Origin of the sequence: Kitasatospora phosalacinea, assembly GCF_000716545.1 — a bacterium.
In the GTDB taxonomy this organism is placed as follows: domain Bacteria; phylum Actinomycetota; class Actinomycetes; order Streptomycetales; family Streptomycetaceae; genus Kitasatospora; species Kitasatospora phosalacinea.
Window position 1 is genome coordinate 1 of record NZ_JNWZ01000012.1, and the last position, 26,328, is coordinate 26,328.

Consider the following 26,328-nt stretch of genomic DNA (forward strand, 5'->3'; position numbering starts at 1 on the left):
GCGTCGGACGGCGGCCCGTACGGGGTCTCGACACGCACCTCGGTGACGTCGTCGAGCAGGGCGTACAGGCCCGACCCGCCGATGACGCCGAGTTCGGCGTCCGGAAGGGAGTGACGGCCGATCGGATGCCCGCGGCCGGGAACAAGGGTCATGGCCCGACCCTAGGAGGGACGGGCGTCCGACGCGCGGCCGACGTCCTTACGGTTCCCTGACAGCCGGGGACCGAGGAGCCGCGCACCGGCGGGTCCGCCGCGCACGCGCTCCGCACTCCGCCCCCCGGAGGGGTGCTCTGGTCCCGGTCGGGTGATCTTCGACGAGGCACCCGCGCCGGCGAGGCCGTGGTCCGCGATCCCGCACCCGCGCCCGACGCACCGGGCGGGGCCGGTGCGTCCGTCGCCGCCCCGCACCTCCTCACCGACGGGCACCGGCTGTGGTTCCCCGACCTGGCCCACTACGTGGACCGCTACCACGTCGAACCCGACCTGGCGTTCGTCGCGCACGCCCGCGGCACGGCTGGACCGTGCCGCCGGTCGACGACGAGTACCCGGACGCGGTGACGGCGCTGATCGTCGGGGACGAGGACGAGTCGGGCTGACGGTGCCGTTCCCGTGCTGCCGCGCGGTCGGAACCCGGGCCGCCGGGACCGCCGCCGCCACCAGCGCGCCGTCCCGCTCCGGGGGAGCTCGCGGCCGGCCGCCTGCCGGTGCGTCAGAATTGCCCGGTGCCGTGGGGCACGCAGCAGCGGGAACCGGAGGTGCGGCCATGACGCGCTACAGCGTCGACCTTGACCAGCGTGAACTGATCGCCTCGTGGGGCACCGGGGAGGGCGACCTCTCCACCCGCGTCGCCGCCCTGCCGGGCGGTGCGGAGACCTCCGCGCTGCTGGCCCTGGCCCGCTCGCTCACCCAGCTCTCCGACTCCGCGTGGCGCACCTACACCCACCCCGCCAGCGCCGCCGACTCCTTGGAGCCCGACAGCGAGGGCTGGCGCCGCGAGCAGGAGCGCGAGGCCTTCGAGGAAGTCTCCGGCGCGATCACCGAGCCCCACCTGCCCAGCGGCGGCACCATGATCATCTCCTACAGCCGCCTGGTCGAATCCGCCCACCGCGTCGGACGCGCCCTCCACGACCTCCGCGGCCTCGGCGACCCGGGTGACCCGGGTGACCCGGGCGACCAGGCCCTGACGAAAGCCGTCCTCGCCGAGGCCGCCCTCGAACTCACCGCGGTGGAGAGCGCCGAACTCGGCGACCTCACCGGCCGCGCCCAGCAGGCCGTCCTCCTCAGCCGCGAGGACGCCTCCCCCGTCCAGGTCGCCGCCGCCGACCAACTCCTCCAGCAGGACCCCTTCGGCCCCGCCGCCCTGTTCTCCACCGTCGACCCCACCGCCGCCGCCGTCGCCGCCGCCCACTGGCTCGCCGCCGCGGCCGACGTCGCCGCCGGATCCTCCGGCCAGGACCCCGCCCACGTCGTCCTCGAGGCCGACAACATCGAGGCCCTCCCCCACGAGACCCCCACCCTGGTCCTCGGCCTCATCCAGGACGGCGCCACCCCGCACGAGGCCGTCACCAAGCTCGTCCGCCACGCCATGCACATCACCGACGGCCTCCTCCCGGACCCGGTCGCCCTGCGCGACCAGCTCGAGGACCTGGAGGAGACCGTCGCCGAGTACACCGGCGAGGACGACCCCGACCTGGAGAACATCGCCGTCCGCCTGACCCCGCTCGACCCCAAGCGCCCCGCCCGCGACCTCCTCGAAGACCTCCTCACCGGCATCCACGGCTGCTGGCTCCTGCACAGCGAGTGCGACGAGTCCGACGAGGACGAGGACCTCGGCGACCCCGAGGGCTGGAACGACCAGCAGGCCGAGGAGCACCAGCGGCGCAGCCTCGCCCGCTTCGCCCAGCTCGTCCGCGAGACCGCGGCCGCCAAGCGCGACCGCCTCGTCTGACCACCGCCGGGGGCGGCCGGCGGTCAGCGGGACGCCGCGAGCCAGTCCCGGTAGCGGGTGGGGGCCAGGCGGGCGCCGGGGCCGGGGGTGAGGACGTCGCCGGGGACGGCGGCGAACAGGCCGGCCCGGTCGTCGACCAGGACGGGGCGGCGGTCCCCGCGGGCGGCCAGGGTGAGGCGGCCGATCTCGTCGAGCGTGAACCGGTCGGGGCCGGCGACGTCCAGGATCCCGTCGAGCGGGGCGCCGGTGGCCACGTCGGCGAGGGCGGCGACGACGTCGGCGCTGGCGATCGGCTGGATCGGCGTGGCGGGCAGGCGCACGGCCTCCTCGTCCGAGGTCCAGGACATGGTCGGCTCCATGAACTCGAAGAACTGGGTGGCGCGCACGATCGAGTGGGGCGTCGGGCCGCCGCGCAGCAGTTCCTCCTGGAGCGTCTTGGCGCGGTAGTAGTCGAGCCCGGGGACGAGGTCGACGCCGACGATGGAGAGCGCGACCTGGTGGCGCACGCCCGCCCGCTCGCCCGCGGCCAGCAGGTTGCCGACCGTGGTGCGGAAGAACGCGATCGACTGCTCGTCGAAGGTGGGCGAGTTGGTGACGTTGACGGCCACCTCCGCGCCCTCCAGCGCCTGGTCGAGGCCGGCTCCGGTCAGCAGGTCGACGCCGGAGGAGAGCGAGGCGGTCGTCACCTCGTGGCCGCGGGCGGTGAGCTCGCCGGCGAGCTGGGATCCGATCAGGCCGGTGCCGATGACGGTGATCTTCATGGGGTGCCTCCTTCGCGGGCCGGGCGCGGACGCGCGACCCGAACTCGGACAACTTCTATCCGAGATATTACTCGGATATCCTCTATCCGAGTCAAATGGAGGCGGTATGAAACTGTCGGGTGGCGTCGAGTGGGCGCTGCACTGCTGCGTGGTGCTGACCGCGGCCGCGGATCCGGTCCCGGCCGCCCGACTGGCCACCCTGCACGACGTCTCGCCCAGCTACCTGGCCAAGCAGTTGCAGGCGCTGTCCCGTGCCGGTCTGGTGCACTCGGTGCAGGGCAAGACCGGCGGCTACGTCCTCACCAGGGAGCCCGCCGAGATATCCGTGCTGGACGTGGTCCAGGCCGTCGACGGGGCGAACCCCGCCTTCACCTGCACCGAGATCCGCCAGCGCGGCCCGCTGGGCACCCCGCCCGAGCAGTGCGCCGGGCCGTGCCCCATCGCCCGGGTGATGGGCGCCGCCGACGCCGCCTGGCGCGCCTCCCTGGCCGCCGTCACCATCGCCGACCTCGCCGCCACCGTGACCACCGACAGCGGCCCCGAAGCCCTGCCGACCGTCGGCGCCTGGCTGACCCGCGACCCCGACTGATCCGGCGGCCGGTCCGGCTGCCGGTCGCCGCGGGTGGGCGGGCGCACGCGAGCGGGCCCGCGCCTCGGCGCGGGCCCGCTCGGGGTTCCGTGGTCGACCGTTACCAGCGGTACCAGCGGCCGCGGCCGCCGGTGGCGTTGGTGCTGCGGGCGACGAAGCCCACCAGCCACACGACCAGCACGATGACCGCCACCCAGCCACCTGCCCGCCGGGAACCGGACGCGCCGCGATGCCGTCCCCCCCGTTGCCGATCACACGGCAGGAACGGGGGACCCGTGTTCGACATCCACATCCGCCCGGCGGGGCTGCACACCGCGGCCGACGCCGTCGGCGGGGCTTCCACCCGGCTGGACGCGCGCACCGGCCACTGGCTGGACGACAGCCTGACCGCCGCCGCCGCCCACTCCGGCTTCGCCTCCGGCCCCGCGCTGCGCGAGTGCGCCGACGCCTGGCAGACCCACATGCGCGCCGTCGCCCAGCAGTTGGACACCTACGCCGACCAGCTGCGGCAGTCCTCGCACTCGTACGACACCGCCGAGCAGGAGTCGGTGCGCCGGCTGGACCTCGCCCTCGGCGACCTGGGCGGGGGTGCCTGAGCGTGGTCGACTTCGCCGCCCTCCGCCGGGCCGACCCCGCCGCCCTGCACCGCGCCGCCGACGGCTGGGTGGAGCTGTCGAAGGAGTCCTGGCAGGCCGTCAACGACCTGCACGACAACGGGATCGGCCCGCTCGAGGAGGACTGGCAGGACCGGGTCGGCCGGGCCGCCGGCAAGAAGCTGGCCGAGCAGGCCGACATCCTGGAGTCCGCCGCCGACACCACGCGCGGCGTGGCGATGGTCGTCGACGGGCTGGCCTCCTCGCTGGAGTACGCCCAGCAGGTGCTGACCCGGGCGCTGGAACTCGCCTCGGCGTACCGGCTGGAGGTGGACGGGGACGGCACCGTCTCCACCACGGGCGAGGTCACCGGCGAGAGCCTCACCCGCGTGAACGAGGTGTCGGGCCTCGTCGAGGAGGCCCTCCGGGAGGCCCGCCAGGCCGACGACCGGGCCGCCGCCGAGCTGCGGAAGCTGGGCGCCGCCACCTGCGAGACCGACCCCGGGAAGGCCCTCGACCAACTCCAGGGCGGGGCCTCGCAGGTCGAACTCGACATGCTCGCCGGCGACGTACCGGACGGCGGGGACCCAGCGTCGGTGTCCCGGTGGTGGGCCTCGCTCACCCCCGAGCAGCAGAAGCAGCTGGAGCTGGCGGAGCCGGTGAAGCTCGCCGGCCTCCCCGGCATCCCGGACGCGGTCAAGGAGGACCTGCGCGGCGGCCCGGGGCGCAAGTGGGACCGGGTGAAGATGGTCGAGTGGGTCCTGGCCCACTGGAACGACGAGTCCGGCGACTTCGACGACGAGAACAACTGCACCAACTTCGCCTCCGAGGCGCTGTTCCAGTCCGGCGTCCGCATGAAGGGCGACTGGACCGTCGAGGACGACGCCTGGAACCGCGGCCGGGACCCGGGCTGGCTCGGCCTCGGCATCGTCGGCCAGCAGCACAGCCACGCCTGGGGCGGCGCGCAGAACCTGCACGACTTCATGGTGGGCAACGGCGGCCGCGAGGTCCCGCCCGGTGAGGTCAAGCCGGGCGACCTGGTCTTCCTGGAGGACGACAACGACCAGAACCCCGACCTGAAGCCCGGCAACATCCACCACACCGCCATCGTCACCGCGGTCACCCCGGACGGCGACATCCGGTACAGCCAGCACAACGACTCGCGGAAGAACGTCAGCCTGGACGGGCGGTCCGGCCACGAGGCGCAGTCCGAGGGCCGGCAGAAGATCCGCTACGTCCGGGTCGAACCCGACTGGTACTGAGGGCCACGAACATGACGACGAGCGCAACGCGGGCGGGCCGGTGGCTCGCCGCGGCAGCGGTACTGGGGTTGCTCGGCTGGGCCTGCGCCAAGTACGGCCACGACGCCTACCTCGACGCGGTCGCGCGGCGGTTGAACCGCTGCCTGGACGCCGCCCCGGTGCCGGCCGCGGCCTGGGTCGCGCTGGGCGCGGGGCCGCTGCTGGAGATCGCGGCGGGCGCGGGCGCCGTCCTGCTGCTGCGGCCCACCGCGCGGTCGGGCACGGCCGTGCTGGTCGCGGCCTCCCTGGTCACCGCGCTGGCCGGGATCCTCCTGCTGGTCACGGGCTGGGGGCTGGCCGACGCGGTCGGCGGCCCCGGCGGCGCCCACCACACCTGCGGCGGCATGTAGCGGCGCCCTTCGACCGGACGGCCGGACGATGCGGACGATGCGGACCGGGGCCCGGCCGTGCGAACCTGAGCCCCATGTCGATCATCGCCACCGTCGCGGTCCTGCTCATCGCCGCCCTGCACGTGTACATCCTGGTCCTGGAGATGTTCCTGTGGACCGGCCCGAAGGCGCGGGCCGCTTTCGGGACCACCGTCGAGTTCGCCACCGCGACGAAGGCGCTCGCCGCCAACCAGGGGCTGTACAACGGCTTCCTCGCCGCGGGCCTGGTGTGGGGCGCCGTCGCCGCCGATCCGGTGGGCTTCCAGGCGGAGGTGTTCTTCCTGGTGTGTGTCGCCGTGGCGGGTGCGTACGGTGCCGCCACGGCCAGCCGGAGGATCGTCTTCGTCCAGACCGTTCCGGCCCTGGTCGCGCTCGCCCTCGTGCTGGCCGCCCGCTGAGCACGGGCCGGTCGCCCGCCCCGCCCCCTGTACACGGCCCTCCCGCTGGTGGATCCTCCGTAGTCATGACGGACACGGCCAGCGCCTCCTCCCCGCCTCCGGGCACCGGTTCGACCACCCCCTCCGCCGAGGGGCCGGACACCACGCGGCGGTTCCACCTGGGAGCCGCCGCGTGACCGCGTCGCCGGACCCCGAGATCCGAACGCTCCTGTCGTTCCTGCACGGACAGCGCCGTCACGTTCTCGGCGCACTCGACGGCCTCGACGCGGACGCCCTGCGCCGGCCCGTGCTGCCGTCGGGCTGGAACTGCCTCGGCCTCGTCCAGCACCTCGCCCTCGACGTCGAGCGGTTCTGGTTCCGCGCGGTGGTGCTCGGCGACGAGGACGTCATCGGATCCCTGGCGGACGGCGGCGACGCGTGGCAGGTGGGGCCGGGAGTCCGGGCGGCCGAGGTCCTCGACCGGTACCGCGCGGAGGGCGCCCTCGCGGACACCGTCATCAGCGCCACCGCCGCGGACGCCCCCCTCGCCTGGTGGCCCCGCCACCTCTTCGGCGAGCCGCACCTGCACACCCTCCGGGACGTCCTGCTGCACGTCATCACCGAGACCGCCTGCCACGCGGGCCACCTCGACGCGGCGCGGGAACTCCTCGACGGCCGACAGTGGCTGGTCCTGACCTGACGCGGGCACCGGGCGTGACACCGGCGGGCGGTTCGAGACGCGCGCGAAGGCGGCGGCAGGATCGCCGGCCCCGGCGCCCGCGCCCGTAGAACGCGGCTGAACTGCTACGTCTCCCAACGCAGGCCCCGGCGCTCCGGCGGACTCCCGGTCGGCGGACTCCCCGATCGCCCCGCGCACGGGCCGAGCGAGGAGAACGAGGTGACGCTGCGCCCGGCGGTCCCGGGCGCGCTGAACCACCTCGCGCCCGCTCCCGGGCAGGCCTGCCCGCCGGGTCGGTCCACCGGGGCGCGGATGTCTCGGGGCGCTGCGGGTTCACCAAATTGTTAGCGCTAACAACAGCTTCGTCAAGCCTTCTGCGCAAAGCCTCCACCGCAGCGGAGAACCGCACGCGACAGTGTTGCGCGGCCCCTTGACGCTGCTTCTGTGAACGCTAACACTCGGATGGCGCCGGGCTACGACGGACCACGCGCACCAGGCCCGGGCCTTCACCGCACCGGGCTGACGACCCCTTCCCTTCCACGGGAGGGGCGCGCCCCGGTCCGGCCGCCGCCCGGCTCCACCCCGACCCTGCCCACCCGCTCGTCCGCCGTGCCCGGCCCCGCCGCCACCGGGGCCGGGCCGGCCCGGGCGCCCCCATGGAGGAATTGTGCGGAAGCTTTCGACGGCCCTCGCCGCAGGCGCCCTGGCGCTGACCCTGGCCGGGTGCGGCCAGAGTGCGAACGGCGTCGGCGACGGTGCGGCCAAGGGCGACGCCAAGGGCGGACTCGTCGGCATCGCCATGCCGACCAAGTCGTCCGAGCGCTGGATCAACGACGGCAGCAACATGGTCAAGGAGTTCCAGGCCAAGGGCTACAAGACCGACCTCCAGTACGGCGACAACGTCGTGGAGAACCAGGTCTCGCAGATCGAGAACATGATCACCAAGGGGGCCAAGCTGCTGGTGGTCGCCGCGATCGACGGTTCCTCCCTCACCGACGTGCTGCAGAAGGCCGCCGACGCGCACATCCCGGTCATCTCCTACGACCGGCTGATCCGCGGCACCAAGAACGTCGACTACTACGCGACGTTCGACAACTTCAAGGTCGGCGTCCTCCAGGGCACCTACATCGCCGAGAAGCTGGGCCTCAAGGACGGCAAGGGCCCGTTCAACGTCGAGCTGTTCGCCGGCTCCCCGGACGACAACAACGCCAACTTCTTCTTCGACGGCGCGATGAGCGTCCTCAAGCCGTACCTCGACGACAAGAAGCTGGTCGTACAGAGCGGACAGACCGCGTTCAACCAGGTGGCCACCCTGCGGTGGGACGGCGGGCTCGCGCAGTCCCGGATGGACAACCTGCTGAGCAAGTCCTACACCTCCGCCCGGGTGGACGCCGTGCTCTCCCCCTACGACGGCATCTCCATCGGCATCCTGTCCTCGCTCAAGGGCGTCGGCTACGGCGGCGCGGGCAAGCCGCTGCCGATCGTCACCGGCCAGGACGCCGAGCTGGCCTCGGTGAAGTCCGTCATCGCCGGCGAGCAGACCCAGACCGTCTACAAGGACACCCGCCAACTCGCCAAGGTCGCCGTGCAGATGGGCGACGCCCTGCTCACCGGCGGCAAGCCCGAGACCAACGACACCACCCAGTACGACAACGGCGCCAAGGTCGTCCCCGCCTACCTGCTCCAGCCGGTCAGCGTGGACAAGGACAACTACCAGAAGGTGCTCGTCGACGGCGGTCAGTACACCGCGGACCAGCTCAAGTAGTCCGGCCGGTACTCCGCACCGCCCGCACCAGCCGGGCGGCGCGGGCGCGGCGAGCGCCCTGACAGGCCCGCCGCGCCCGTGCCGCCCCCAGTCGAAACAGCCGAAACGGATTCCCCATGGCCGGACCCGTCCTCGAAATGCGCGCGATCACCAAGACCTTCCCCGGGGTCAGAGCGCTGTCCGACGTCAACCTCACCGTCGCCGCCGGCGAGGTCCACGCGATCTGCGGCGAGAACGGCGCCGGCAAGTCCACCCTGATGAAGGTGCTCAGCGGGGTGTACCCGCACGGCTCCTACGAGGGCGAGATCCTGTTCAAGGGCGAGCCCTGCCGGTTCAAGGACATCCGCGCCAGCGAGCGGCGCGGGATCGTCATCATCCACCAGGAACTCGCCCTGGTCCCGTACCTGTCGATCGCGGAGAACGTCTTCCTCGGCAACGAGCACGCCCGCCGGGGCGTCATCAGCTGGAACCGGACGCTCACCCACGCCGGCGAACTGCTGCGCCGCGTCGGCCTGCACGAGCACCCGCAGACCCGGGTCGCCGACCTCGGCGTCGGCAAGCAGCAGCTGGTCGAGATCGCCAAGGCGCTCGCCAAGGAGGTCGAACTCCTCATCCTGGACGAGCCGACCGCCGCGCTGAACGACGAGGACAGCCGCAAGCTGCTGGAGCTGATCCTGGAGCTCAAGGCGCAGGGCATCGCCTGCATCCTCATCTCGCACAAGCTGAACGAGATCGCCAAGGTCGCCGACTCCGTCACCATCCTGCGCGACGGGCGGACCATCGAGACCCTCGCCGTCGGCGCCGGGGGCGTCTCCGAGGACCGGATCATCCGCGGCATGGTCGGCCGCGACCTGGAGCACCGCTACCCCGAGCGCACCCCGGAGATCGGCGAGGTCGCGCTGGCCGTCGAGGACTGGACGGTCCAGCACCCGATCGACCACCACCGCAACGTCGTCGACGGCGTCTCGCTGCACGTGCGGCGCGGCGAGATCGTCGGCATCGCCGGGCTGATGGGCGCCGGCCGCACCGAACTCGCGATGAGCGTCTTCGGCCGCTCCTACGGGCGGTGGACCGGCGGCCGGGTGCTGATGCACGGCGAGGAGATCCGCACCCGCACCGTCTCCGAGGCGGTCGGCCATGGCATCGCGTACGTCACCGAGGACCGCAAGCAGTTCGGCCTCAACCTCGCGGACGGCATCAGCCGCAACATCTCGCTGGGCGCGCTCGGCAAGGTCTCCCGCCGCGGCTGGATCAACGAGCACGAGGAGACCCGGGTCGCCGAGCGCTACCGCGCGTCCATGAACATCAAGGCCCCCTCGGTGTTCACGGAGACCGGGAAGCTCAGCGGCGGCAACCAGCAGAAGGTCGTCCTCAGCAAGTGGATCTTCGCCGAGCCCGAGGTGCTGATCCTCGACGAGCCGACCCGCGGCATCGACGTCGGCGCCAAGGCGGAGATCTACACCGTGATCGCCGACCTGGCCGCCCAGGGCAAGGCGGTGCTGGTCATCTCCTCCGAACTCCCCGAACTGCTGGGCCTGTGCGACCGCATCTACACCATGGCCGAGGGACGGCTGACCGGTGAGGTGGAACGGGCGGACGCCACCCAGGAATCCCTGATGCGCCTCATGACCGTGAGCGCCGCGATCCAGAACGAGCAGGTGTGACGCATGGCCCAGACCGGGACCACCCCCCAGACCAGGAAGGCCGACCCCGAGGCGGTCGGACGGCCGTCCCTCCAGGACGCCCTCGCCAGGGCGCTGCGCGGCAACGTCCGCCAGTACGGCATGCTGGTCGCCCTCGCGCTGATCGTGGTGCTGTTCCAGATCTGGACGGACGGCATCCTGCTCCAGCCGCTGAACGTCACCAACCTGATCCAGCAGAACAGTTACATCCTGATCCTGGCCATCGGCATGATGATCGTCATCATCGCCGGGCACATCGACCTGTCGGTCGGCTCGCTGGCCGCCTTCACCGGCGCGGCGGCGGCCGTCATGATGGTCAAGCACCACCTGCCCTGGCCGGTGGCCCTGGTCGCCTGCCTGCTGATCGGCGCGGCGGCCGGCGCCTGGCAGGGCTTCTGGATCTCCTACGTCGGCATCCCGTCGTTCATCGTGACGCTGGCGGGCATGCTGGTCTTCCGCGGCGGCACCCAGATCATGCTGCAGGGCCAGTCGATCGCCCCGTTCCCCAGGGGCTTCCAGAAGATCGGCAGCGGTTTCCTGCCCGAGGTCGGCCCGCGCACCGACTACCACAACCTGACCCTGCTGCTCGGTGCCGCCGTGCTCGCCGTCGCGATCCTCCAGGAGGTCCGCGGCCGCCGCCAGGCCGCCTCGTACGGCCTGGAACTCCTGCCGACGGGCTTCTTCCTGGCGAAGCTGGCGGCCGTGACCGCCGCGGTGGCGGTCTTCACGCTGCTGCTGGCCAGCTACCACGGCTTCCCGATCGTGCTGCTGATCCTGGCGGTGCTGCTGTTCGGCTTCGGCTACCTGATGCGCAACTCGATCATCGGACGGCACACCTACGCCATCGGCGGCAACGAGGCGGCGGCCAAGCTGTCCGGAGTGAAGAGCAAGCGGGTGGTCTTCCTCGCCTTCGTCACCATGGGCGTGCTGGCCGCCCTGGCCGGGCTGGTCTTCGCCGCCCGCCTCAACGCCGGGACCCCGCAGGCCGGCATCAACTTCGAACTGGAGGCGATCGCCGCCGCGTTCATCGGCGGCGCCTCGGCCTCCGGCGGCGTCGGCACCGTGCTCGGCGCGATCATCGGCGGCCTGGTGCTCGGCGTCCTCAACAACGGCATGTCGCTGGTCGGCATCGGCACCGACTACCAGCAGGTGATCAAGGGCCTGGTGCTGCTCGCCGCGGTCGGCTTCGACGTCTACAACAAGCGCAAGGCCGGCTCCTGACGGCGCTCCCCACCGCCCGGCCGGGCCGGCGGGCGAAGACCCGCCACGACGGCAGGGGCCCCGCGTCCGAGGACGTTCTTCACCTCGTCCTGGGTCCGGTTGACCCACACCGTCTTCTCCGCGTCGTCGACCCGGGTGACGGTGCCCGCCGGGAGCAGCACCTCGCGGCCGAAGATCCACGGGCCGGTGTCGACCACGATGTAGCCGGCGCCCACGTCCGCGGTGTGCTTGTCGACCTTGCCGATGTGACCGTCCGTCGCCTCGACCCGGTAGCCCGTCAGGTCCGAGCCCGCGGCGTAGCCCTCGGCACCCTCGTAGTCCCACAGTCCCTCGGTCATCACTGCCTCCTCGTCGTCGTGCCTCGTTCCGCTGACGGGAGGCCGCCTGCCCCGGCTCGCGGCGAACATGCCGCCCGATCCAACCCGCCGCTCCCCCGGGCCCGGGGTGCTAGAAGCTGAGCAGGCCGACGGCGTGGCCGTCGTGGTCCACCACCGGCCACGTGTCCAGGCCGCGCACGCGCATCGCGGCGGCCGCGGCGGCGGCGGGCATGTCGACGGTGGCGAACGGGGCGCGGTCGAGGACGATGTCGCGGACCGGGGTGCGTTCGGTGTACCAGGACCGGGCCTGGAACGGCGCGAGGTGGAGGCGGGTCAGCAGCCCGGCGCAGCGGCCGTCGTCGCCGCGGACCAGGACGTGGTCCGCGCCGGAGCTGTGCAGGATGTCCATCGCGGTGTCGGCGGTGACGTCGTCGCTGATCTGCAGTTCCGGGCGTTTCATGAGGTCGCCGACCGTGGTGGCGGTCGCGGGGCGGTCGAGGGTGACGGTCATGGGCGGACTCCTTCGCGTATCCACCGCCGGGGCCGGCGGTGGGCAGGGCGCTGACGGGGCGGGACGACCGGCGGCGGTCCCGGCCGCGCGTGCGGGCTGGTGCCGCGTCAGGCGGCGAGGGCGACGCGGCGCGGTGCCCGGCGGCGCCGGTTGCGGTTCGCGGAGGTGCTGCGGCGCGGGCGTTCGACGACCGGGTCGGCGATCACGGCGGGGATGCCGGTGGGGACGCGGGCGCCGGTGATCCGGGTGAGCTCCTCGTCGCCGGCCCGGACCGCGGTGGTGACGGGGGTGATGGCGGCGGTGGTCATCATCCGGGCCATCTCGCGGCGCTGGTTGGGCAGGACCAGGGTGACGACGGTGCCGGACTCGCCGGCCCGGGCGGTGCGGCCGCCGCGGTGCAGGTAGTCCTTGTGGTCGGTGGGCGGGTCCAGGTTGACGACCAGGTCGAGGCCGTCGACGTGGATGCCCCGGGCGGCGACGTTGGTGGCGATCAGCGCGGTGACCCGGCCGGCGCGGAACTGCTCCAGCGTGCGGGTGCGCTGCGGCTGGGACTTGCCGCCGTGCAGGGCCGCGGCCTTCACCCCGCTCGCGAGCAGGTCGAGCACCAGGCGGTCGGCCCCGTGCCTGGTGTCGGTGAACATGATCACGCCGCCCTCGCGGGAGGCGATGTGCGCGATCGTGGCGGCCTTGTCGGTGTTCTGCACGTGCAGCACGTGGTGCTCCATGGTGCTGACCGCGCCCGCGGACGGGTCCACCGAGTGCGTGACCGGGTCCTTCAGGAAGCGCCGCACCAGGCGGTCGACGTTGCGGTCCAGGGTGGCGGAGAACAGCATCGTCTGGCCGCCCTCGGCGACCTGCTCGAGGAGTTCGGTGACCTGCGGCAGGAAGCCCAGGTCGGCCATCTGGTCGGCCTCGTCCAGCACCGTGATGCCGGCCTCGTCCAGCCGGCAGTCACCGCGCTGGATCAGGTCCTTGAGCCGCCCGGGGGTGGCCACCACGACCTCGGCGCCGCGGTTCAGCGCCTGGGCCTGGCGGCTGATCGACATCCCGCCGACCACGGTGGCCATCCGCAGGCGCACCGCGTGGGCGTACGGGGTGAGGGCGTCGGTGACCTGCTGGGCCAGCTCGCGGGTGGGCACCAGGACGAGCGCCAGCGGTCGGCGGGGCTCGGCCGTCCGGCCGGTGATGCGGGCCAGCACGGCGAGGCCGAACGCGATGGTCTTGCCGGAGCCGGTGCGGCCCCGGCCCAGCACGTCGCGGCCGGCCAGCGAGTTCGGCAGCGTCGCGGCCTGGATCGGGAACGGCGAGGTGACGCCCTGGCGGGTCAGCGTCGCCAGCAGCGCCTTCGGCATGTCCAGCTCGCCGAAGGTCTCGACGGCCGGCAGCGCCGGGGTGGTGCTCACCGGCATCGCGAACTCGCCCTGCGCGGAGGGGCCCCGGCGGGCGGGGCGGCCACCGGCGGGCCGGTGGCCGGAGGAGGAACCGCCGCCGGAGCGGGATCCGTAGGAGCTGCCCGAGCGCGCGGAGGCCGAGGAGCGGGAGTTGGCGTTCTGGTACGGGGAACGGCTGGAGCGGTTCATGGGAAACCTTCCTGGGGCGGCGCGTCGCGAGGCGGCTCCGCAGCGCGGGGCGCCGGCAGGAGGTCCCGGGGAACGGGCCGAAAGTGTGGAGCGGGGCGTGGACGGTGGAACCGTGCGGCACGTCACCTCAGGTCCGCGCTCACCGCGGAGGGCGGGAGCGGAGAACCTCGAACCGTGGATGTCACGGCGGGGCGCCGATCCGGACGCGACGCCGAGCGTCTCGCGTGCGGACGGCTGCCGGTGGCGGAGCCAGAGGGCCTGAACGGCCGGGATGTGCGTCGTGGCGCAATGCCGAAGGGCCCGCACCGGGCATCGTGTACGCGGTGCGGGCCCCTCGCTACCAGGCGGGTGCCGTGGCGGAAACTACAGCGGACGAATGTTCTCGGCCTGCGGGCCCTTCTGGCCCTGCGTGACGTCGAACTCGACCTTCTGGCCCTCGAGCAGCTCGCGGAAGCCGTTGGCGTTGATGTTCCGCTATGAGTACCCACCCGGGAAAGATCCGGGAAACAAAAATGCGCCTGCGGAACACCAGCAGGCGCACACAAAGTTCATGGGAACCACTACTGCAACTAGGACCACTGTAGCAGACTCCGGCCCGCACCGCGCCCACCGGCGCCGTCCTTGATCGTTGGCGCCGCCCTTGATCGTTTCGGACGGCGCGCGCGGAATTCCTGACGCCTCCCGGAAATCGAGTGCGCCGGAAAGGACCCGCTCCCGCGACTTTCGGCGCATACTGCAGGAAATGACAAGACCTGTAGCAGTCCGCCGCCCCCTGCCCACCAGCCCCTTCAAGGCCCGGATCGAACCGCCGCGCAAGCACTTCGCCGTCGGCGACCGCGTCACCCACGACACGTACGGCCTCGGCCGGGCCATCGGGGTCGAAGGCGACAGCGACATCGCGGTGCTCGTCGACTTCGGGTCGCGACGCGAACGCATCACCCAGCCCTACGCCACGATGTACAAGCTCTGACCGGCCCGGTCCTCGGCGCCGGAGCGCGGGGGAGCGCCCCGGCCCGGTGGGGCGGGCCGGGGCGTCGGGGGCGGGCGGGTGTCAGGAGGCGGTGTCCGGCAGGCCGAAGACCACCTGGTTGGACAGCACCACGCCGTGGCTGCTCACGTCGATGGTGATGCGGTCGCCGTCCGCGATCCGGAACCCGTCGTGGTAGCTGGCCTGGTCGGCGCCGAGCAGGAGGTAGTGGACCAGACCGGGCCGGCGCAGCGCCGGGTACTCGAAGAGGTGGTCCACCATGGCCTGCACCTTGAAGTACAGCGCGTCCTCGCCGCAGTCGAACGGGCCCTCCCAGGCGGTGGCGCCGTCCCGTTCGATGGTGACCCGGCCGGTGACCGAGGTGGGCGGCTCGCCGAGGAAGAGCCAGGGCGCGATGGAGGTGTCGACCAGCTTGCAGTACGGGTTCCAGCCGGGGTTCTGGATGTGCAGGCCGATGTCGCAGAGGTCGTTGCCGAAGGTGTACCCGGCGTACCGGGGGTTGCCCGCGTCGTCGTTGACGTAGACCAGGGCCACCTCGGGCTCCTCGATCAGCGCGACGGAGCGCTTGGGCGCGACCAGCGGGTCGCCGGGCAGGCGCAGCCAGGAGCCGAAGCCCTTGAAGAACCAGTTCGGTGCCACGAACTCCTCGCCCTCGACCGGCTCCTTCTCGAACTTCGAGCGGTGGGTCCGCATGAAGCCGCTGAGCAGGGCGTTGCCGGTGGCCTCGGGCAGCAGCGGGGGCAGGTAGCGGATCTGCTCCTCGCCGCCCTCCACGACGACCTGCTCGGCCTCGGCCTTGATCGCGGCGACGACGTCCTCGGGGCGCTCGGCGGCGACGAACTCGGCCTGCAGCCGGCCGTCGTCGACCCGGTAGAGGGTGATCGGGGCGCCGGGTACGGGCTTCTCGAAGCCCGCGTACCGCTCGCCCTGGTACTCGCATTCGAAGAGTACGGTCATCTCCGGTTCCTCCTGTGCTGGTCGGTGCGTCGGGCCCGGAGCGGGCCGAACGGCGGGGCGGGTGGTGGAGCGGGTGGTGGCGGGTGCGACAGTGAGGTCGGCCAGGACCTCCTCGATCCGGTCGACGGACGCCCGGATCCAGGGCAGGCCGAGCGGGTCGTCGGCGGCCAGCGCGGCCTCCTGCCGTTCGGCGGTGTCGCCGTAGAGCCGGCTGGTGGCGGCGCGCAGCCGCAGCGGCCCGGGGTCCTCGCCGAACTCCTCGGCGGCCAGCACCCCGACGCCGTAGCGGTCGGTGAGCAGCCGGGCCAGCGCGGTGCCGGTGCGCACGTCGCGGGCGGCGAGCCGGTCGCGCAGCGGTTCGAAGTCCGGGTAGAGGTAGCAGGTCGCGCGGACGGGGTCGAGCAGGGCCCCGGCGGCGGTGAACCGCTCGGCGACGGCCCGGACGACGCGTCCGTGCAGCCGGGTGGCGGCGGCCACCCGGGCGGTGACCTCCGGCGGTTCGTCCAGCGCGTAGGCGGCGGCGGCCTGGACGGGGGCCGGGGGGCTGGACCAGATCTGGCTGGCGACGGCGACCAGCCGCTCGCGCAGTCGCCGTCCGGCCTGTCCCTGCGGCAGCAGGGCGATGCCGGTGCGCCAGCCGCCGACCGCCAGGTTCTTGGTCAGGCCGCCGGTGACGACGGTGCGTTCGGGGGCGAACAGGGCCGGGGAGAGCGCCGGGGTGTCCGGGTCGAGGACCAGGTCGGTGTAGATCTCGTCGGAGATGATGGTGAGGTCCAACTCCCGTGCGACTTGCGCTAGTTGTCGCACGGTGTCGGGTGTGGCGACGTTCCCGGTGGGATTGTCCGGCAGGGTGACCACGACCGACCGCGGGTCCCGTCCGGCGGCGCGGGCGGCCCGGACGGCCTCCCGCAGCGCGTCCGGGTCCGGCACGCCGCCCTGCCCGGGCCGGACGGGCACCCGCACGACGGCGGCCCCGGCCAGCGCGGCCTGCGCCGCGTAGCTGACCCAGCTGGGCCGGGGCACCACCACGTCGCCGCCGATCGCCTTGACCGCCGCGAACAGCAGGGACTTGCTGCCCGGCCCGGCGACCACCGCGTCGGGTTCGGCGGCCAGGCCGCGCCGCCGCCAGTAGCCGGCGGCGGCGGCGCGCAGCGCGGGGCTGCCCGCCACCGGGCCGTAGGACGCCTCGCCGACGGCGGCGGCGAGGCGGGCCCGCAGTTCGGGGAGGACGGGCAGCCCGATCTCCCCGCTGGCCATCATCAGGACCTGCTCCCCCGCGGCGCGCCGACGGGCGAGTGCCTCGTCGGCCGCCAGCGTCGCCGACAGGGTCACCTGGGCGGGCTCGGTCATGGGCGGACTCCACGGATCGGTTCGGGTCGGACGGCGGTGCGGGCGGCGATGCGGGCGGCGGTGCGGGCGGCGGGTCGGCCGGGGTCACTGCCCGCCATGGCGCCGCCGCAGTTCGGCCTTGCGGACCTTGCCGGTGAGCGTCTTGGGCAGGGCGTCGACGAGGACCAGGCGCTCGGGGAGGAAGCGTTCCTCCTGCCCGGCCGCGCGCAGGTGGGCGAGGATGCCCTCCAGGTCGGGGCGGGCGGGCCCGCTCGGCACGACGACGGCGAGGATCGGGTCGTCGTGGTGCCCGGTGGTGCCGACCAGTGCGGTCTCGGCGACGTCGGGGTGTCGGGAGACGATCGCCTCCAGTTCCGTCATCGGCACGACGGCGCCGTCGCGCAGCAGGGCGTCCCGGGCCCGGCCGAGGATGCGGACGCCGCCCCGGCCGTCGGTGCGGGCGAGGTCGCCGGTGTCGAACCAGCCGTCGGCGTCGAGTTCGGCGGCGAAGGCGTCCTCGCGCTTGTGGTAGCCGAGGGACTGGGCGGCGCCGCGCACCCGCAGCCGGCCGACGGCGGCCCGGACGGTCGGGTCGTCGGGGTCGTCGACGCGCAGTTCCATCGCGTCGATCGGCCCGCCGTTGCTGTGCGCGGCCCGGTTCGCGTCGTAGTCGAGCCGGGTGATGGTGACCGGCCCGAACTCGGACATCCCCCACACCGAGTAGGTGCGGGCGCCGAGCGTGTCGCGGACGTCGTCCACCAGGTCCTGGAGGACGGGCGCGGAGCCGGTGACGGCGTGCCGCAGGGTGGAGACGTCGCGGGGTTCGGCGCGCTGGGCCCGGACGACGTCGGCGATGGTGGTCGGCGGGCCGTAGATCAGCGTGGCGCCGTAGCGTTCGACCAGGTCGAGCAGGGCGTCGTTGCGCCGGAGGTCCTGGAAGGCGACGGTGCCGCCGACCATGACGCCGGTCAGCACGCCCTGGCCGAAGCCGGAGTAGTGCACCAGCGGGGTGGTGACGGCCGCGACCAGGCCGTCGTCGAGCAGGAAGGTGTCGGCGTAGCCGCGGACGGCCGCGTGGACGGTGTTCTGGCTGTGCAGGACGCCCTTGGGCAGGCCGGTGGTGCCGGAGGTGAACAGCACCACGAACGGCTCGTCGGGGGTGAGTTCGAGGCCGTCCAGGTCGCCGGTGCGGCCCTCCTCCCAGGGGGTGGCGACGAAGTGGTCCTCGAAGGAGAGGGTGCCGGGGCTCCGGCCGCCGACCACCACCACGTGCTCCAGCGGCAGGTCGGCCTTGAGCGCGGTGAGGTGCGCGGCCAGCGGGTAGCCGTTCCACTCGGGGACGGTGACGCAGACCCGGGCGCCGGTCAGTTCGAGGCGGTGGCGCAGCTCCTCCTCCTGGCAGACCGGGTCGATCGGGCAGGTCACGGCGCCGATCCGGATCGCGGCGAACAGCAGCGGCACCGTCTCCCACCGGTTGGGGAGCTGGACGGCGACGAAGTCGCCGCGCCGGACGCCGAGTTCGAGCAGGGCGACGGCGAACCGGTCGGTCAGCCGGGCGAGTTCGGCGTAGTCGAGGGTGTCGGTGCGCGACTCCCCGATCCGCCGGGCGGCGACGGCGAGCTTGCGCGGCCGCAGCCGGGCCTGCCGGCGCAGGTCGTCCAGGAAGGTCTCCCGGCGCCACCAGCCGCGCCGCAGGTACTCGGCGGCGCGCTCGGGGGACGGGGCGAAGGACGGCACGGAGGACGGGCCGGAGGACGGGGGCGCGCTCGGAGCGGCGGCCCCGGCGGCGGCCCCCTCGGTCACGGTCCCGGTCCCGGTCGCGGTCTCGGTCTCGGCGGCGGCGGTCATCCGCGCTCCTTGCGGCGGACGTCCAGCAGCTCGGGCAGCGGGTTCCCGGCCCGTCCGGCGGCGATCTCCAGCAGGTCGCGGGTGTTCTGCCGGACGCGGCCGCCGACCCAGTCGAAGACCCACTGCTTGCGGGCCTCCGCGGGCAGTTCGAAGGGGACGGCCCGGGTGACGGCGAGGGCCGCCGAACCGGCACCGCCGATGTTGGCGATCACGCCGGGGACGAGGACGGACCCCGCGGCGGCGATCTTCTCCTTGGCCTCGTCGGTGGAGGCGAGGTTCGCGCCCTCGACCACCAGGCGGGCCCGCAGCCGGTGGGCGTTCTCGGCGTTGAGCGCGTACTTCTGGGCGGCCAGGATCAGCAGGTCGGCGTCCAGGTCGAGCCAGGCGTCGGGCTCGCCGGAGAGGGTGACGCCCTGCGGGAGGCGGGTGCGGTCGATCCGGCCGAACTCGTCGGTGATGTCGACCAGGTCGGCGACCGGCAGCCGGTCGGCGCTGATGGTGCCGCCGATGTCGGCGACGCCGACGATCGAGTGGCCGCGGTCCTCCAGGAACTGGGCGACCGCGCGGCCCACCGCGCCGAAGCCCTGCACCACGACCCGGGCCGGGCCGGTGCGCCCGCCCGCCTCCAGGGCGGTGACGGCGGCGACGCCGACGCCGTGGCCGGTGCAGTCGATCAGCGGCTCGTAGTAGGTGCGCCAGTCGATCGGCATGTCGGGGGCGCCGAGGCGGAAGCGCGGGTCGTAGCCGGCCTCCTCGAAGAACACCGCCCGGTCGGCGGGGGTGACGCCCATGTCGATGCCGAGGTGGATGCCGCCGTGCAGCAGCGGCTTGACGGTGCGTCCGAAGGTGCGGAAGGTCTGTTCGCGGTCACTGCCGTCGGAGACGATGCCGGCCTTGGCGCCGCCGATCCGCAGCCCGGCCAGGGTGAACTTCTCGGTCATGTCGCGGGCCAGTCCGGCGACCTCCTCCTCGGTGACGCCGGGGGTCATCCGGGTGCCGCCCATGGCCAGGCCGTCGACCAGGGAGTCGACGACCACCCAGCCCTTGAGGGCGCCGCCGCTGCCGTTGAGGTGGGTGGTGAAGGCGGGCGGCTGCGGTCGTGTCGAAGTCATTGCGGGGTCCTCCGGTGCACAGACGGTTCGGGGGGGGCGGGTCACTGCTGGTAGAGCCGGGCGAAACCGCGCAGGATCTCCCGGCCGTCGCTGCGGAACTCCAGGTGGGCCTGGGAGCCGAGGATCCGGCCGTCCTCGGAGCGGATGAACTCCACCGGCGCGTGCTCGGAGCGGCCGATCGAGCGGAAGCCCGCGGGCGCCTCCTGGAGGTAGAGGGTGTGCCGGTGGAAGACCGTCACCTCCGGGCCGACGTACGCGAAGAGCGGTTCCTCCCGGTCGACCTGGGCCCGGTGGCCGCCGACCCGCTGCGGGCCCTCGGCGAGCCGGCCGCCGGCCGCGACGGCGATGACCTGCATGCCGCCGCAGATCCCGAAGACGGGAACGTCGGCCTCGTTGACCAGGTCGATCAGCGGTTTGTAGAACTCTCCGTCGTAGGCGCGGACCTTGGTGCCGCTGAGCACCACGGCCTGGTAGCGGCCGTCCAGCCGGGCGGGCAGCGCGTCGGCGGCGGCCACCTCGGTCTCCGAGCCGAACTCCTCGAAGCGGCTGCGGAGCTGTTTCAGGGACAGCGTCCCGTTGTTGACGACCAGCACTCGGGATTTCGCCACGTGCGGTGCTCCTCGCTGCTCAGGTTCGGGTGATGACGGTGCCGGTGCGCTCGGCGACCAGGTCGGTGACGGGGGCGCTGCCGATGACGACGCGCTCCACGCCGCCCTCCAGGGCCTCGCCGGCGGCCCGGAGCTTCTTGCGCATGCCGCCGGTGGCGCCCTTGTCGCGGAACTTCGCGGCGGCCTCGGCGGTGATCCGGTGCACCGGCCGGTCGTCGATCAGCAGGTGGGCGACGTCGGTGACCAGGACCAGCTGCCCGGCCCCGATGCCACCGGCGACGGCGGCCGCCGCCCGGTCGGCGTCGGTGTTGACCTCCCGGCCCGCGGTGTCGCGGGCCAGCGGGGTGACCAGGTGGACGTGGCCGGGCCGCAGGCCCTTGAGCGGGGTCGGGTCGACGCCGGTGATCGGGCCGACCAGGTTCTCCAGCTCGACCAGTTGCTTGTCCTTCCACCACCAGCGTTCGCCCTCGCCGGCGGTGACCAGCCCGTCGCTGCCGAGCAGCCGCTCGCCGGTGACGCCGCGCCGCTCCAGGCGGGCCAGGACGTCCGCGGCGAGCTCGGCGCTGACCTGCTTGATGTCCTCGATCACCTCGGGGGTGGTCCAGCGGCTCTGGTTGCCGTACCGGTCGCGCAGGATCGCGGACGGGTCGCGGTAGCGGGCGCCGAGGTTCTTCAGCGGCTTGGACCAGCCGTGCACCAGCACCAGCGGCCGCCGGCCGGCGTACGCGGCGAGGTCGTCCCACCAGGCGTCGGCCAGGTCGTCGACGGTGCTGCCGCCGAGCTTGACCACGGTGGGGGCGGTCTCGGGTGTCGTCGTGCTCATGCGGGCATCACCGGCTGCATGGTCAGGCCGGTCTGCACCGGCAGGCCGAATCGGAGGTTGGTCGCCTGCAGCGCCTGGCCGGCCGCGCCCTTGACCATGTTGTCCAGGGCGGCGAGCACCACGATCCGCCCGCCCTCCTCGTCGTGCAGGGCGGTCACGTCGCAGTAGTTGGAGCCGAGCACGGCCTGCGGGTCGGGCACCGGGATCAGCGTCTCGTTGGAGCGGCGCACCCGGACGAACGGGTGGTCCTTGTAGAACCGCAGGTAGGCCCGCTGCAGGGTGCGCGCGTCCACCTCGTCGTCGGTGAAGACGTAGCTGCTGGCCATCAGCCCGCGCACGTGCGAGACCCCGTACGCGGACATGCTGAGCGACTCGACGCCGCCCGGCTTGCCCCGGTCGAGGAAGTCCTTGACCTCGGCGGCGTGCCGGTGCCCGGAGGGGGCGTAGGGCGCGATGGCGCCGTTGCGCAGCGGGTGCAGGTTGGCGGTGCGCAGTTCGAGGCCGCCGCCGCTGGAGCCGGTCTTGCCGTCCACCACCACGGTCCTCAGGTTGAGGCCGAGGGAGAGCACCAGCGGGGCGAGCCCCAGGGTGATCGCGGTGGCGAAGCAGCCGGGCAGCGAGATCAGCGCGGCCCCGGCGAGCTGGTCGCCGACCAGCTCGGGGACGCCGTAGACGAAGCGGTCGGCCAGGCCGTCCGCCCGTTGCACCTTGGGGTACCAGCGCCGGTGCAGTTCGGGGTCGCGGATCCGGAAGGCGCCGCTGAGGTCGACCACGCAGGGCACCTGGTCGGCCAGCTTCGCGGCGAGCGCCGCCGAGGCGGGGGCGGGCGTGGCCAGGAAGACCACGTCGCAGCGGTCGGCGAGGCTCTCCGGGAGCGCCTCGATGGTCAGGCCGAGGTCGAGGCGCAGGCCGGGGTGGAGCTCGGACGGGCGCCGGCCGGCGCTGGAGGAGCCGCCGAGGAAGGTGAGTTCCAGTTCGGGGTGCTGGAGCACCAGTCTGATCAGTTCGCCGCCGGCCAGGCCGGAGGCCCCGACGATGCCGACCCGGATCATCCGGTCTCCTCCTGGACGTAGCGGGCGACGGCGGTGGCGATGTCCACCCCGGTGGCCGAGGCGACCGCCCGGAAGGCCGGGGCGTGGTTGACCTCGTTGACGACGTAGCCGTCGGGGGTGGCGAACAGGTCGATCCCGTAGATGCCGGGGCCGAGCACGTCCAGCACCCCGTCGACGGTCTTGCGGACCTCCGGGTCCGGGTCGACGGCCCGGTTGCGGTTGCCGAGCGCCGCGTTGCTGCGCCAGTCGGTCCCGGCGCTGCGGAACTCGGCGATGGCGACCGTCTCGCGGCCGACCGTGAAGCAGCGCAGCGAGGTGCCGGAGGCCAGGTAGGGCTCGACCAGGCTGGCCTGTTCGAAGCCGTGCCCGAGGTCCTCGACGTAGTCGTAGACGGACTGCGCGCTGTCGGCGTCGCGCAGCAGGGTGACCCGCTTGCCCATGCCGCCGAAGACCGGCTTGAGCACCACGGGCGGCGGGAGTTCGGTCAGTGCCCGCTCGAAGTCGCGCCGGGAGAGCACCAGCCGGAAGTCGGGCACCGGCACCCCGGCGGCCCGCAACCGGGCGCGCAGGGTGAGCTTGTTCTCGCAGGCGTGGATGGCGGAGGCGGTGTTCAGGGTCCGGATGCGGGCCGCCTCGGTGAGGGTGGCGATCAGTCCGCCCCGGGTGTAGCTGCGGCTGCGGACGAGGACGGCGGCGTGGTCGCGCAGCGCGGCCGCGTCCTGGTCGCCCAGGGCCAGCGATTCGTCGTTGACCCATTCGATGCGCAGGCCGATCCCGGCGGCGGCGTCGATGAGGCGGCGTTCTTCCCAGCCGACCCGGTCGGCGACGAGGGCTACGGTTCGGGTCATCGGCTCACTGCCCCCAGTCGCGCAGCTGGACCTCGACGGCCTGCAGGCTCAGCCGGCCCTCCTGGATGTCCTCGACCCGCAGGGTCAGCAGGCACTCGGGGCAGGCGATGGTCTCGCCCTCCACCAGCGGCGGGGTGGTGAGGTCGGTCTCGCACTCGGGGCACGAACCGGTGAGCGTGGCTACGGACATGGTGTGTTCTCCGCGATCGGTCGAGGTCGGTCGGTGGACCGGCAGGGGCAGGGAAGGCAGGAAGGGCAGGAGAAGGGACGGGAGGGCTCAGGCGGCGGCGTACCGGTCGGCCGCGGCGCGGATCGCGTCCCGGTCGAGCAGGTCCTCGCCGTGCGCCTGGCGTTCGGTGAGCCAGGCGGTGAAGGCCGCCAGGTCGAGGTCGCCCGCGCTGTCGCCGAGCGCCCAGCGGACGAGCGGGGTGCTCAGCCTGGTGCGCACCCGCAGGCCCCGGGTGTTGCCCACCACCTCCGGCGGGAGGGTCTCGTACGCCTCGGGGTGGGTCAGCTGGCCGGGCAGTTCGTAGGCGAAGGCGTGCGCGGCGGTCGGGCCGGACTGGAAGGCGTGGCCGAGCCGGGCGCCGCGCAGGGCGACGTTGGTGAGTTCGGTGAGGTGGCTGAGGTCGAAGCGGGTGTCGCCGTACACCACCCGCAGCGAGGTGAGCAGTTCGGCGAGCGGGGCGTTGCCGCCGCGTTCGCCGATGCCGCCGGCCGTGGCGGAGATCCAGCGCGCGCCCGCCCGGTAGGCGGCCAGCGAGTTGGCGACCGCCATGCCCAGCATGTTGTGCGAGTGGATCTCGATCTCGGAGCCGTCGATCGCGGTGATCTCCCCGATCAGCGACTCCATCTGCCAGGGCGACAGGCAGGCGACGGTCTCGGCGAGCCGGAAGCGGTCGGCGCCCGCCTCGAAGCCGGCCGCGACGTAGGGGACGAGGCGCTCCTTGGGCGTGCGGGCGCCGTCCTCGCCGCTGAAGGTGACGTGGAAGCCCCGGTCCTTGGCCTCCTCGATGGCGGTGCGGGCCAGCGAGATCAGGTACTTGGTGCTGGGCGAGGCCAGCTTCAGCCGGGCGTGCTCCTCCGAGGTGGGGATCGAGAACATCACGGACTTCACGCCCAGCCGCAGCGCCTCGTCCAGCGCCGTCACCACCTGTCGGCGGTCGCGGACCATGACCAGGGTCAGGGAGCGCTCGGGCCCGACGGTCTCGTGGACGGACAGGACGAGGTCCGCGTCGCCCGAATCGGGGCCGGAGACCATGCCGACCTCGACCAGTTCCACGCCGGTCCGCACCAGCAGGTCGGCGATGGTCGCGGCGTCCTTCGCGTCGAACTCGACGCCCGCCATGTGGGCGGAGTCGCGCAGGGTGGCGTCGGATATCCGGGGCAGTTCTCCCGGAAGTGCTTCGACGTTCTCCGGAGGTGCCATTGCATTCACTCCTCATTCACGTCAGGAATGGTTCGGAACCTTTGCCGCTCGGTGCGGTGAAGCCGGTGCCAAGCCTCTCCGCTTCCCCGATCCGAGGTCAAGATCCGCCGTGTCAGAGCTCTGTCAACGTTCCTCGGCGAATGTCAGACGGATGTCAGAGGTGGAGAATCCGCCGGGATTCCGGGATAACGTTCCCGTAGTCCGGCGGGCGGCCCGCCGGAATACGGGAGGGGGAACCGGGTGATCTTCGCTGTCGAGCTGGTCCTCCGCGACGGCGCGGACGGCGCGCCGCGCGGGCTGCGGGAGCACCGGGCCTACTGGGACGGCCTCGCCGAGGAGGGCGTGCTGATCGCCGGCGGCCCCTGGCAGGACGGTTCCGGGGAGCTGCTGCTGTGCCGCGCCCCGGACCGGGCGGCCGTGCTGCGCCTCCTCGACCAGGACCCCTACCTGCGACTTCGCACCGTGACCCGGTTCGCGGTGCGGGCCTGGCAGCCGACCGGCGAGCTCCCCGCGCCGGCCGCCCCCGCCGCCCGCCCGGCCGCCCCGGCCGGGCCGCTGACCCCGCACGAGGAACGGGTCGCGGCGATGGCGGTGGAGGGCATGACGAACCGGGCGATCGCCGCTTCGCTGTCGGTCTCGACCCGCGCGGTGGAACTCCAGATGACCCGGATCTACCGGAAGCTCGACATTCGCCGGAGGGCCCAGCTGGCCCCCGCGCTGAACGGTCTCGGAAGTTCCGGAGCCCTTCCGGCACAAAGCACCTGAACATCCGCTGCTACGGTTTCCCGTAGTGTCCGCGCGGTCGGCCGACAATAGCCTGGGAGGAATACCTCCGACCGACGGGTGACATCGCCATGGGCATTCCTTCCGCACCCCGGATAGGGCTGGTCGTTCCTCCGGAGAACCCCAACGCCGAACCGGAGTACACCCACCTCCTGGGCCGCGGCCCGAAATTCCACACGACGCGTTTCCCGACCACCCCCGACAGCACCCTGCGGGAAATGCTGGACACCTACAACGAGGTGCTGCCGGACGTGCTGGCCGGGTTCGGCCGGCTTCCGCTGGACGCCGCGGTGGTGGCCTGCAGCGCCTCGCACTACCTGCACGCGCCCGACGGCGACCTGGAGTTCTGCGCCCGACTCACCGCCCGCACCGGCTACCCCGTGCGCTCCTCGGCACTGGCCACCCTGGACGCCTGCCGGGCCCTCGACCTGACCGCGCTGACCCTGGTCTCCCCCTACGAGCCGTGGCTGACCGAGCTCTCCCGCTCCTACTGGGAGCGGGCCGGCATCACCGTCGAGCGGGTGGTGCAGGTGTCCGCCGACGGCCGGTACGACCCGTACACCGTGACCACCGGGGGGCTGCTCGCCGAGCTGCGGCGGCAGCGGGTGCCCGAGGACTCCCCGCTGCTGTTCACCGGCACCGGGATGTTCACCCTGGACGCCCTCGCCGAACTCGGCACCGACCCGGACCGGGTGCTGCTGAGCTCGAACCTCGCCGGCGTCTGGTGGGCGCTGCGCGCGGCGGGGGCCGACCCCGGCGGCCCGGAGGACCACCCGCTGCTGCGCCGGCTGGCGCGCCGGGCGGTCGCGGCCTGAGAGCGGCCGGGTCCGGCCCGGCCC

Annotated in this window: 27 protein-coding genes and 3 pseudogenes; 14 read left to right on the plus strand and 16 right to left on the minus strand. The window is 73.2% G+C overall.

Annotated elements, in window-relative coordinates:
• Nucleotides 1-152 (minus strand): annotated as a pseudogene (locus tag OO48_RS37245) (5'-methylthioadenosine phosphorylase); the annotation flags it as partial.
• Between the two features lie 186 nt (nt 153-338).
• Between OO48_RS37245 and OO48_RS34340 the strand changes: the two are divergent.
• Both OO48_RS34340 and OO48_RS38125 read left to right on the plus strand, forming a co-directional pair.
• On the plus strand, nt 339-557 hold the full coding sequence (locus OO48_RS34340) for a hypothetical protein (RefSeq protein WP_051731868.1): 219 nt from the start codon (nt 339-341) through the stop codon (nt 555-557).
• A 205-nt stretch (nt 558-762) separates the two neighbouring features.
• Nucleotides 763-1,947, plus strand: coding sequence for a hypothetical protein (locus OO48_RS38125; protein WP_033213654.1), 1,185 nt, complete (start codon nt 763-765; stop codon nt 1,945-1,947).
• Between the two features lie 23 nt (nt 1,948-1,970).
• On the opposite strand, the gene OO48_RS07800 is transcribed toward OO48_RS38125, so the two are convergent.
• A complete protein-coding gene (locus tag OO48_RS07800) occupies nt 1,971-2,708 on the minus strand; it encodes an SDR family oxidoreductase (protein ID WP_033213655.1) in 738 nt (245 codons plus the stop codon).
• A 106-nt stretch (nt 2,709-2,814) separates the two neighbouring features.
• On the opposite strand from OO48_RS07800, the gene OO48_RS07805 reads away from it, so the two are divergent.
• Nucleotides 2,815-3,297, plus strand: a complete 483-nt coding sequence (locus OO48_RS07805; protein WP_033213656.1) for an RrF2 family transcriptional regulator — start codon at nt 2,815-2,817, stop codon at nt 3,295-3,297.
• A gap of 100 nt (nt 3,298-3,397) precedes the next feature.
• On the opposite strand, the pseudogene OO48_RS41140 reads toward OO48_RS07805, so the two are convergent.
• Nucleotides 3,398-3,493 (minus strand): annotated as a pseudogene (locus OO48_RS41140) (hydrophobic protein); the annotation flags it as partial.
• Between the two features lie 79 nt (nt 3,494-3,572).
• Here OO48_RS41140 and OO48_RS07815 point away from each other — a divergent pair.
• From OO48_RS07815 to mmsB, 8 genes are all read left to right on the plus strand, one after another.
• Nucleotides 3,573-3,893, plus strand: coding sequence for a type VII secretion target (locus OO48_RS07815; RefSeq protein WP_033213657.1), 321 nt, complete (start codon nt 3,573-3,575; stop codon nt 3,891-3,893).
• A gap of 2 nt (nt 3,894-3,895) precedes the next feature.
• Nucleotides 3,896-5,152 (plus strand): amidase domain-containing protein, encoded by a 1,257-nt coding sequence (locus OO48_RS07820; RefSeq protein WP_033213658.1) that lies wholly within the window; start codon nt 3,896-3,898, stop codon nt 5,150-5,152.
• An 11-nt stretch (nt 5,153-5,163) separates the two neighbouring features.
• Nucleotides 5,164-5,541, plus strand: coding sequence for a hypothetical protein (locus OO48_RS07825; RefSeq protein ID WP_157845397.1), 378 nt, complete (start codon nt 5,164-5,166; stop codon nt 5,539-5,541).
• Between the two features lie 74 nt (nt 5,542-5,615).
• Nucleotides 5,616-5,978: a DUF1304 domain-containing protein gene (locus tag OO48_RS07830; protein ID WP_033213660.1), complete on the plus strand. Its 363-nt coding sequence runs from the start codon at nt 5,616-5,618 to the stop codon at nt 5,976-5,978.
• Nucleotides 5,979-6,150: 172 nt separating this feature from the next.
• The gene (locus tag OO48_RS07835; protein WP_033213661.1) at nt 6,151-6,657 is read left to right on the plus strand and encodes a DinB family protein; all 507 of its coding nucleotides are present in this window, start codon (nt 6,151-6,153) and stop codon (nt 6,655-6,657) included.
• A 646-nt stretch (nt 6,658-7,303) separates the two neighbouring features.
• Nucleotides 7,304-8,401 carry a multiple monosaccharide ABC transporter substrate-binding protein gene (gene chvE, locus OO48_RS07840; RefSeq protein ID WP_033213662.1) on the plus strand — a complete coding sequence of 366 codons (1,098 nt, stop codon included), beginning with the start codon at nt 7,304-7,306 and terminating at the stop codon, nt 8,399-8,401.
• A 116-nt stretch (nt 8,402-8,517) separates the two neighbouring features.
• Nucleotides 8,518-10,065, plus strand: coding sequence for a multiple monosaccharide ABC transporter ATP-binding protein (gene mmsA / locus OO48_RS07845; RefSeq protein ID WP_033213663.1), 1,548 nt, complete (start codon nt 8,518-8,520; stop codon nt 10,063-10,065).
• 3 nt (nt 10,066-10,068) lie between these two features.
• A complete protein-coding gene (mmsB, locus tag OO48_RS07850; protein ID WP_033213664.1) occupies nt 10,069-11,304 on the plus strand; it encodes a multiple monosaccharide ABC transporter permease in 1,236 nt (411 codons plus the stop codon).
• Here mmsB and OO48_RS07855 read toward each other — a convergent pair.
• The 4 genes and pseudogenes from OO48_RS07855 to OO48_RS36010 all read right to left on the minus strand — a co-directional run.
• Entirely contained in the window at nt 11,277-11,642 is a 366-nt protein-coding gene (locus OO48_RS07855) for a PRC-barrel domain-containing protein (protein WP_245194552.1), read from the minus strand. The two genes, mmsB and OO48_RS07855, sit on opposite strands and share 28 nt — an antisense overlap.
• Nucleotides 11,643-11,751: 109 nt before the next feature.
• Nucleotides 11,752-12,132 (minus strand): CBS domain-containing protein, encoded by a 381-nt coding sequence (locus tag OO48_RS07860; RefSeq protein ID WP_033213665.1) that lies wholly within the window; start codon nt 12,130-12,132, stop codon nt 11,752-11,754.
• A gap of 107 nt (nt 12,133-12,239) precedes the next feature.
• Entirely contained in the window at nt 12,240-13,712 is a 1,473-nt protein-coding gene (locus OO48_RS07865) for a DEAD/DEAH box helicase (RefSeq protein ID WP_033213666.1), read from the minus strand.
• A gap of 363 nt (nt 13,713-14,075) precedes the next feature.
• Nucleotides 14,076-14,183, minus strand: a pseudogene (locus tag OO48_RS36010) (cold shock domain-containing protein); the annotation flags it as partial.
• A 271-nt stretch (nt 14,184-14,454) separates the two neighbouring features.
• On the opposite strand from OO48_RS36010, the gene OO48_RS07870 reads away from it, so the two are divergent.
• A complete protein-coding gene (locus tag OO48_RS07870) occupies nt 14,455-14,682 on the plus strand; it encodes a hypothetical protein (RefSeq protein ID WP_033213667.1) in 228 nt (75 codons plus the stop codon).
• A gap of 81 nt (nt 14,683-14,763) precedes the next feature.
• On the opposite strand, the gene OO48_RS40960 is transcribed toward OO48_RS07870, so the two are convergent.
• The 9 genes from OO48_RS40960 to OO48_RS07915 all read right to left on the minus strand — a co-directional run bounded on the left by OO48_RS40960 (nt 14,764) and on the right by OO48_RS07915 (nt 24,706).
• Entirely contained in the window at nt 14,764-17,007 is a 2,244-nt protein-coding gene (locus OO48_RS40960) for an aminotransferase class I/II-fold pyridoxal phosphate-dependent enzyme (protein WP_342449630.1), read from the minus strand.
• A gap of 84 nt (nt 17,008-17,091) precedes the next feature.
• The gene (locus OO48_RS07880) at nt 17,092-18,834 is read right to left on the minus strand and encodes an AMP-binding protein (protein WP_081951982.1); all 1,743 of its coding nucleotides are present in this window, start codon (nt 18,832-18,834) and stop codon (nt 17,092-17,094) included.
• Nucleotides 18,831-19,946, minus strand: coding sequence for a Glu/Leu/Phe/Val dehydrogenase dimerization domain-containing protein (locus OO48_RS07885; RefSeq protein ID WP_033213668.1), 1,116 nt, complete (start codon nt 19,944-19,946; stop codon nt 18,831-18,833). Before OO48_RS07885 ends, OO48_RS07880 begins: the two co-directional genes overlap by 4 nt.
• A gap of 41 nt (nt 19,947-19,987) precedes the next feature.
• Nucleotides 19,988-20,554, minus strand: coding sequence for a type 1 glutamine amidotransferase (locus tag OO48_RS07890; RefSeq protein WP_033213669.1), 567 nt, complete (start codon nt 20,552-20,554; stop codon nt 19,988-19,990).
• A gap of 19 nt (nt 20,555-20,573) precedes the next feature.
• Nucleotides 20,574-21,377 carry an amino acid kinase family protein gene (locus OO48_RS07895; RefSeq protein WP_033213670.1) on the minus strand — a complete coding sequence of 268 codons (804 nt, stop codon included), beginning with the start codon at nt 21,375-21,377 and terminating at the stop codon, nt 20,574-20,576.
• On the minus strand, nt 21,374-22,429 hold the full coding sequence (argC, locus tag OO48_RS07900; protein WP_033213671.1) for an N-acetyl-gamma-glutamyl-phosphate reductase: 1,056 nt from the start codon (nt 22,427-22,429) through the stop codon (nt 21,374-21,376). The genes OO48_RS07895 and argC overlap by 4 nt, the downstream gene beginning before the upstream one ends.
• Nucleotides 22,426-23,277 carry an ATP-grasp domain-containing protein gene (locus tag OO48_RS07905; RefSeq protein WP_033213672.1) on the minus strand — a complete coding sequence of 284 codons (852 nt, stop codon included), beginning with the start codon at nt 23,275-23,277 and terminating at the stop codon, nt 22,426-22,428. The genes argC and OO48_RS07905 overlap by 4 nt, the downstream gene beginning before the upstream one ends.
• Before the next feature lie 4 nt (nt 23,278-23,281).
• Nucleotides 23,282-23,467, minus strand: a complete 186-nt coding sequence (locus OO48_RS07910; protein ID WP_033213673.1) for a lysine biosynthesis protein LysW — start codon at nt 23,465-23,467, stop codon at nt 23,282-23,284.
• 87 nt (nt 23,468-23,554) lie between these two features.
• Nucleotides 23,555-24,706, minus strand: a complete 1,152-nt coding sequence (locus tag OO48_RS07915) for a LeuA family protein (protein ID WP_081951983.1) — start codon at nt 24,704-24,706, stop codon at nt 23,555-23,557.
• Nucleotides 24,707-24,946: 240 nt separating this feature from the next.
• On the opposite strand from OO48_RS07915, the gene OO48_RS07920 reads away from it, so the two are divergent.
• Entirely contained in the window at nt 24,947-25,471 is a 525-nt protein-coding gene (locus tag OO48_RS07920) for a LuxR C-terminal-related transcriptional regulator (RefSeq protein WP_033213674.1), read from the plus strand.
• Between the two features lie 89 nt (nt 25,472-25,560).
• Nucleotides 25,561-26,304 (plus strand): maleate cis-trans isomerase family protein, encoded by a 744-nt coding sequence (locus tag OO48_RS07925; RefSeq protein WP_033213675.1) that lies wholly within the window; start codon nt 25,561-25,563, stop codon nt 26,302-26,304.
• Nucleotides 26,305-26,328: the final 24 nt, after the last annotated feature.

Coding starts and splice junctions, on each gene's coding strand:
- OO48_RS38125 (WP_033213654.1), top strand. CDS start 763: ATGACGCGCTACAGCGTCGACCTTGACCAGCGTGAACTGATCGCCTCG.
- OO48_RS07800 (WP_033213655.1), bottom strand. CDS start 2,708: ATGAAGATCACCGTCATCGGCACCGGCCTGATCGGATCCCAGCTCGCC.
- OO48_RS07805 (WP_033213656.1), top strand. CDS start 2,815: ATGAAACTGTCGGGTGGCGTCGAGTGGGCGCTGCACTGCTGCGTGGTG.
- OO48_RS07825 (WP_157845397.1), top strand. CDS start 5,164: ATGACGACGAGCGCAACGCGGGCGGGCCGGTGGCTCGCCGCGGCAGCG.
- OO48_RS07830 (WP_033213660.1), top strand. CDS start 5,616: ATGTCGATCATCGCCACCGTCGCGGTCCTGCTCATCGCCGCCCTGCAC.
- mmsA (WP_033213663.1), top strand. CDS start 8,518: ATGGCCGGACCCGTCCTCGAAATGCGCGCGATCACCAAGACCTTCCCC.
- mmsB (WP_033213664.1), top strand. CDS start 10,069: ATGGCCCAGACCGGGACCACCCCCCAGACCAGGAAGGCCGACCCCGAG.
- OO48_RS07855 (WP_245194552.1), bottom strand. CDS start 11,642: ATGACCGAGGGACTGTGGGACTACGAGGGTGCCGAGGGCTACGCCGCG.
- OO48_RS07860 (WP_033213665.1), bottom strand. CDS start 12,132: ATGACCGTCACCCTCGACCGCCCCGCGACCGCCACCACGGTCGGCGAC.
- OO48_RS07865 (WP_033213666.1), bottom strand. CDS start 13,712: ATGAACCGCTCCAGCCGTTCCCCGTACCAGAACGCCAACTCCCGCTCC.
- OO48_RS07870 (WP_033213667.1), top strand. CDS start 14,455: ATGACAAGACCTGTAGCAGTCCGCCGCCCCCTGCCCACCAGCCCCTTC.
- OO48_RS40960 (WP_342449630.1), bottom strand. CDS start 17,007: ATGACCGAGCCCGCCCAGGTGACCCTGTCGGCGACGCTGGCGGCCGAC.
- OO48_RS07880 (WP_081951982.1), bottom strand. CDS start 18,834: ATGACCGCCGCCGCCGAGACCGAGACCGCGACCGGGACCGGGACCGTG.
- OO48_RS07885 (WP_033213668.1), bottom strand. CDS start 19,946: ATGACTTCGACACGACCGCAGCCGCCCGCCTTCACCACCCACCTCAAC.
- OO48_RS07895 (WP_033213670.1), bottom strand. CDS start 21,377: ATGAGCACGACGACACCCGAGACCGCCCCCACCGTGGTCAAGCTCGGC.
- argC (WP_033213671.1), bottom strand. CDS start 22,429: ATGATCCGGGTCGGCATCGTCGGGGCCTCCGGCCTGGCCGGCGGCGAA.
- OO48_RS07905 (WP_033213672.1), bottom strand. CDS start 23,277: ATGACCCGAACCGTAGCCCTCGTCGCCGACCGGGTCGGCTGGGAAGAA.
- OO48_RS07910 (WP_033213673.1), bottom strand. CDS start 23,467: ATGTCCGTAGCCACGCTCACCGGTTCGTGCCCCGAGTGCGAGACCGAC.
- OO48_RS07915 (WP_081951983.1), bottom strand. CDS start 24,706: ATGGCACCTCCGGAGAACGTCGAAGCACTTCCGGGAGAACTGCCCCGG.
- OO48_RS07925 (WP_033213675.1), top strand. CDS start 25,561: ATGGGCATTCCTTCCGCACCCCGGATAGGGCTGGTCGTTCCTCCGGAG.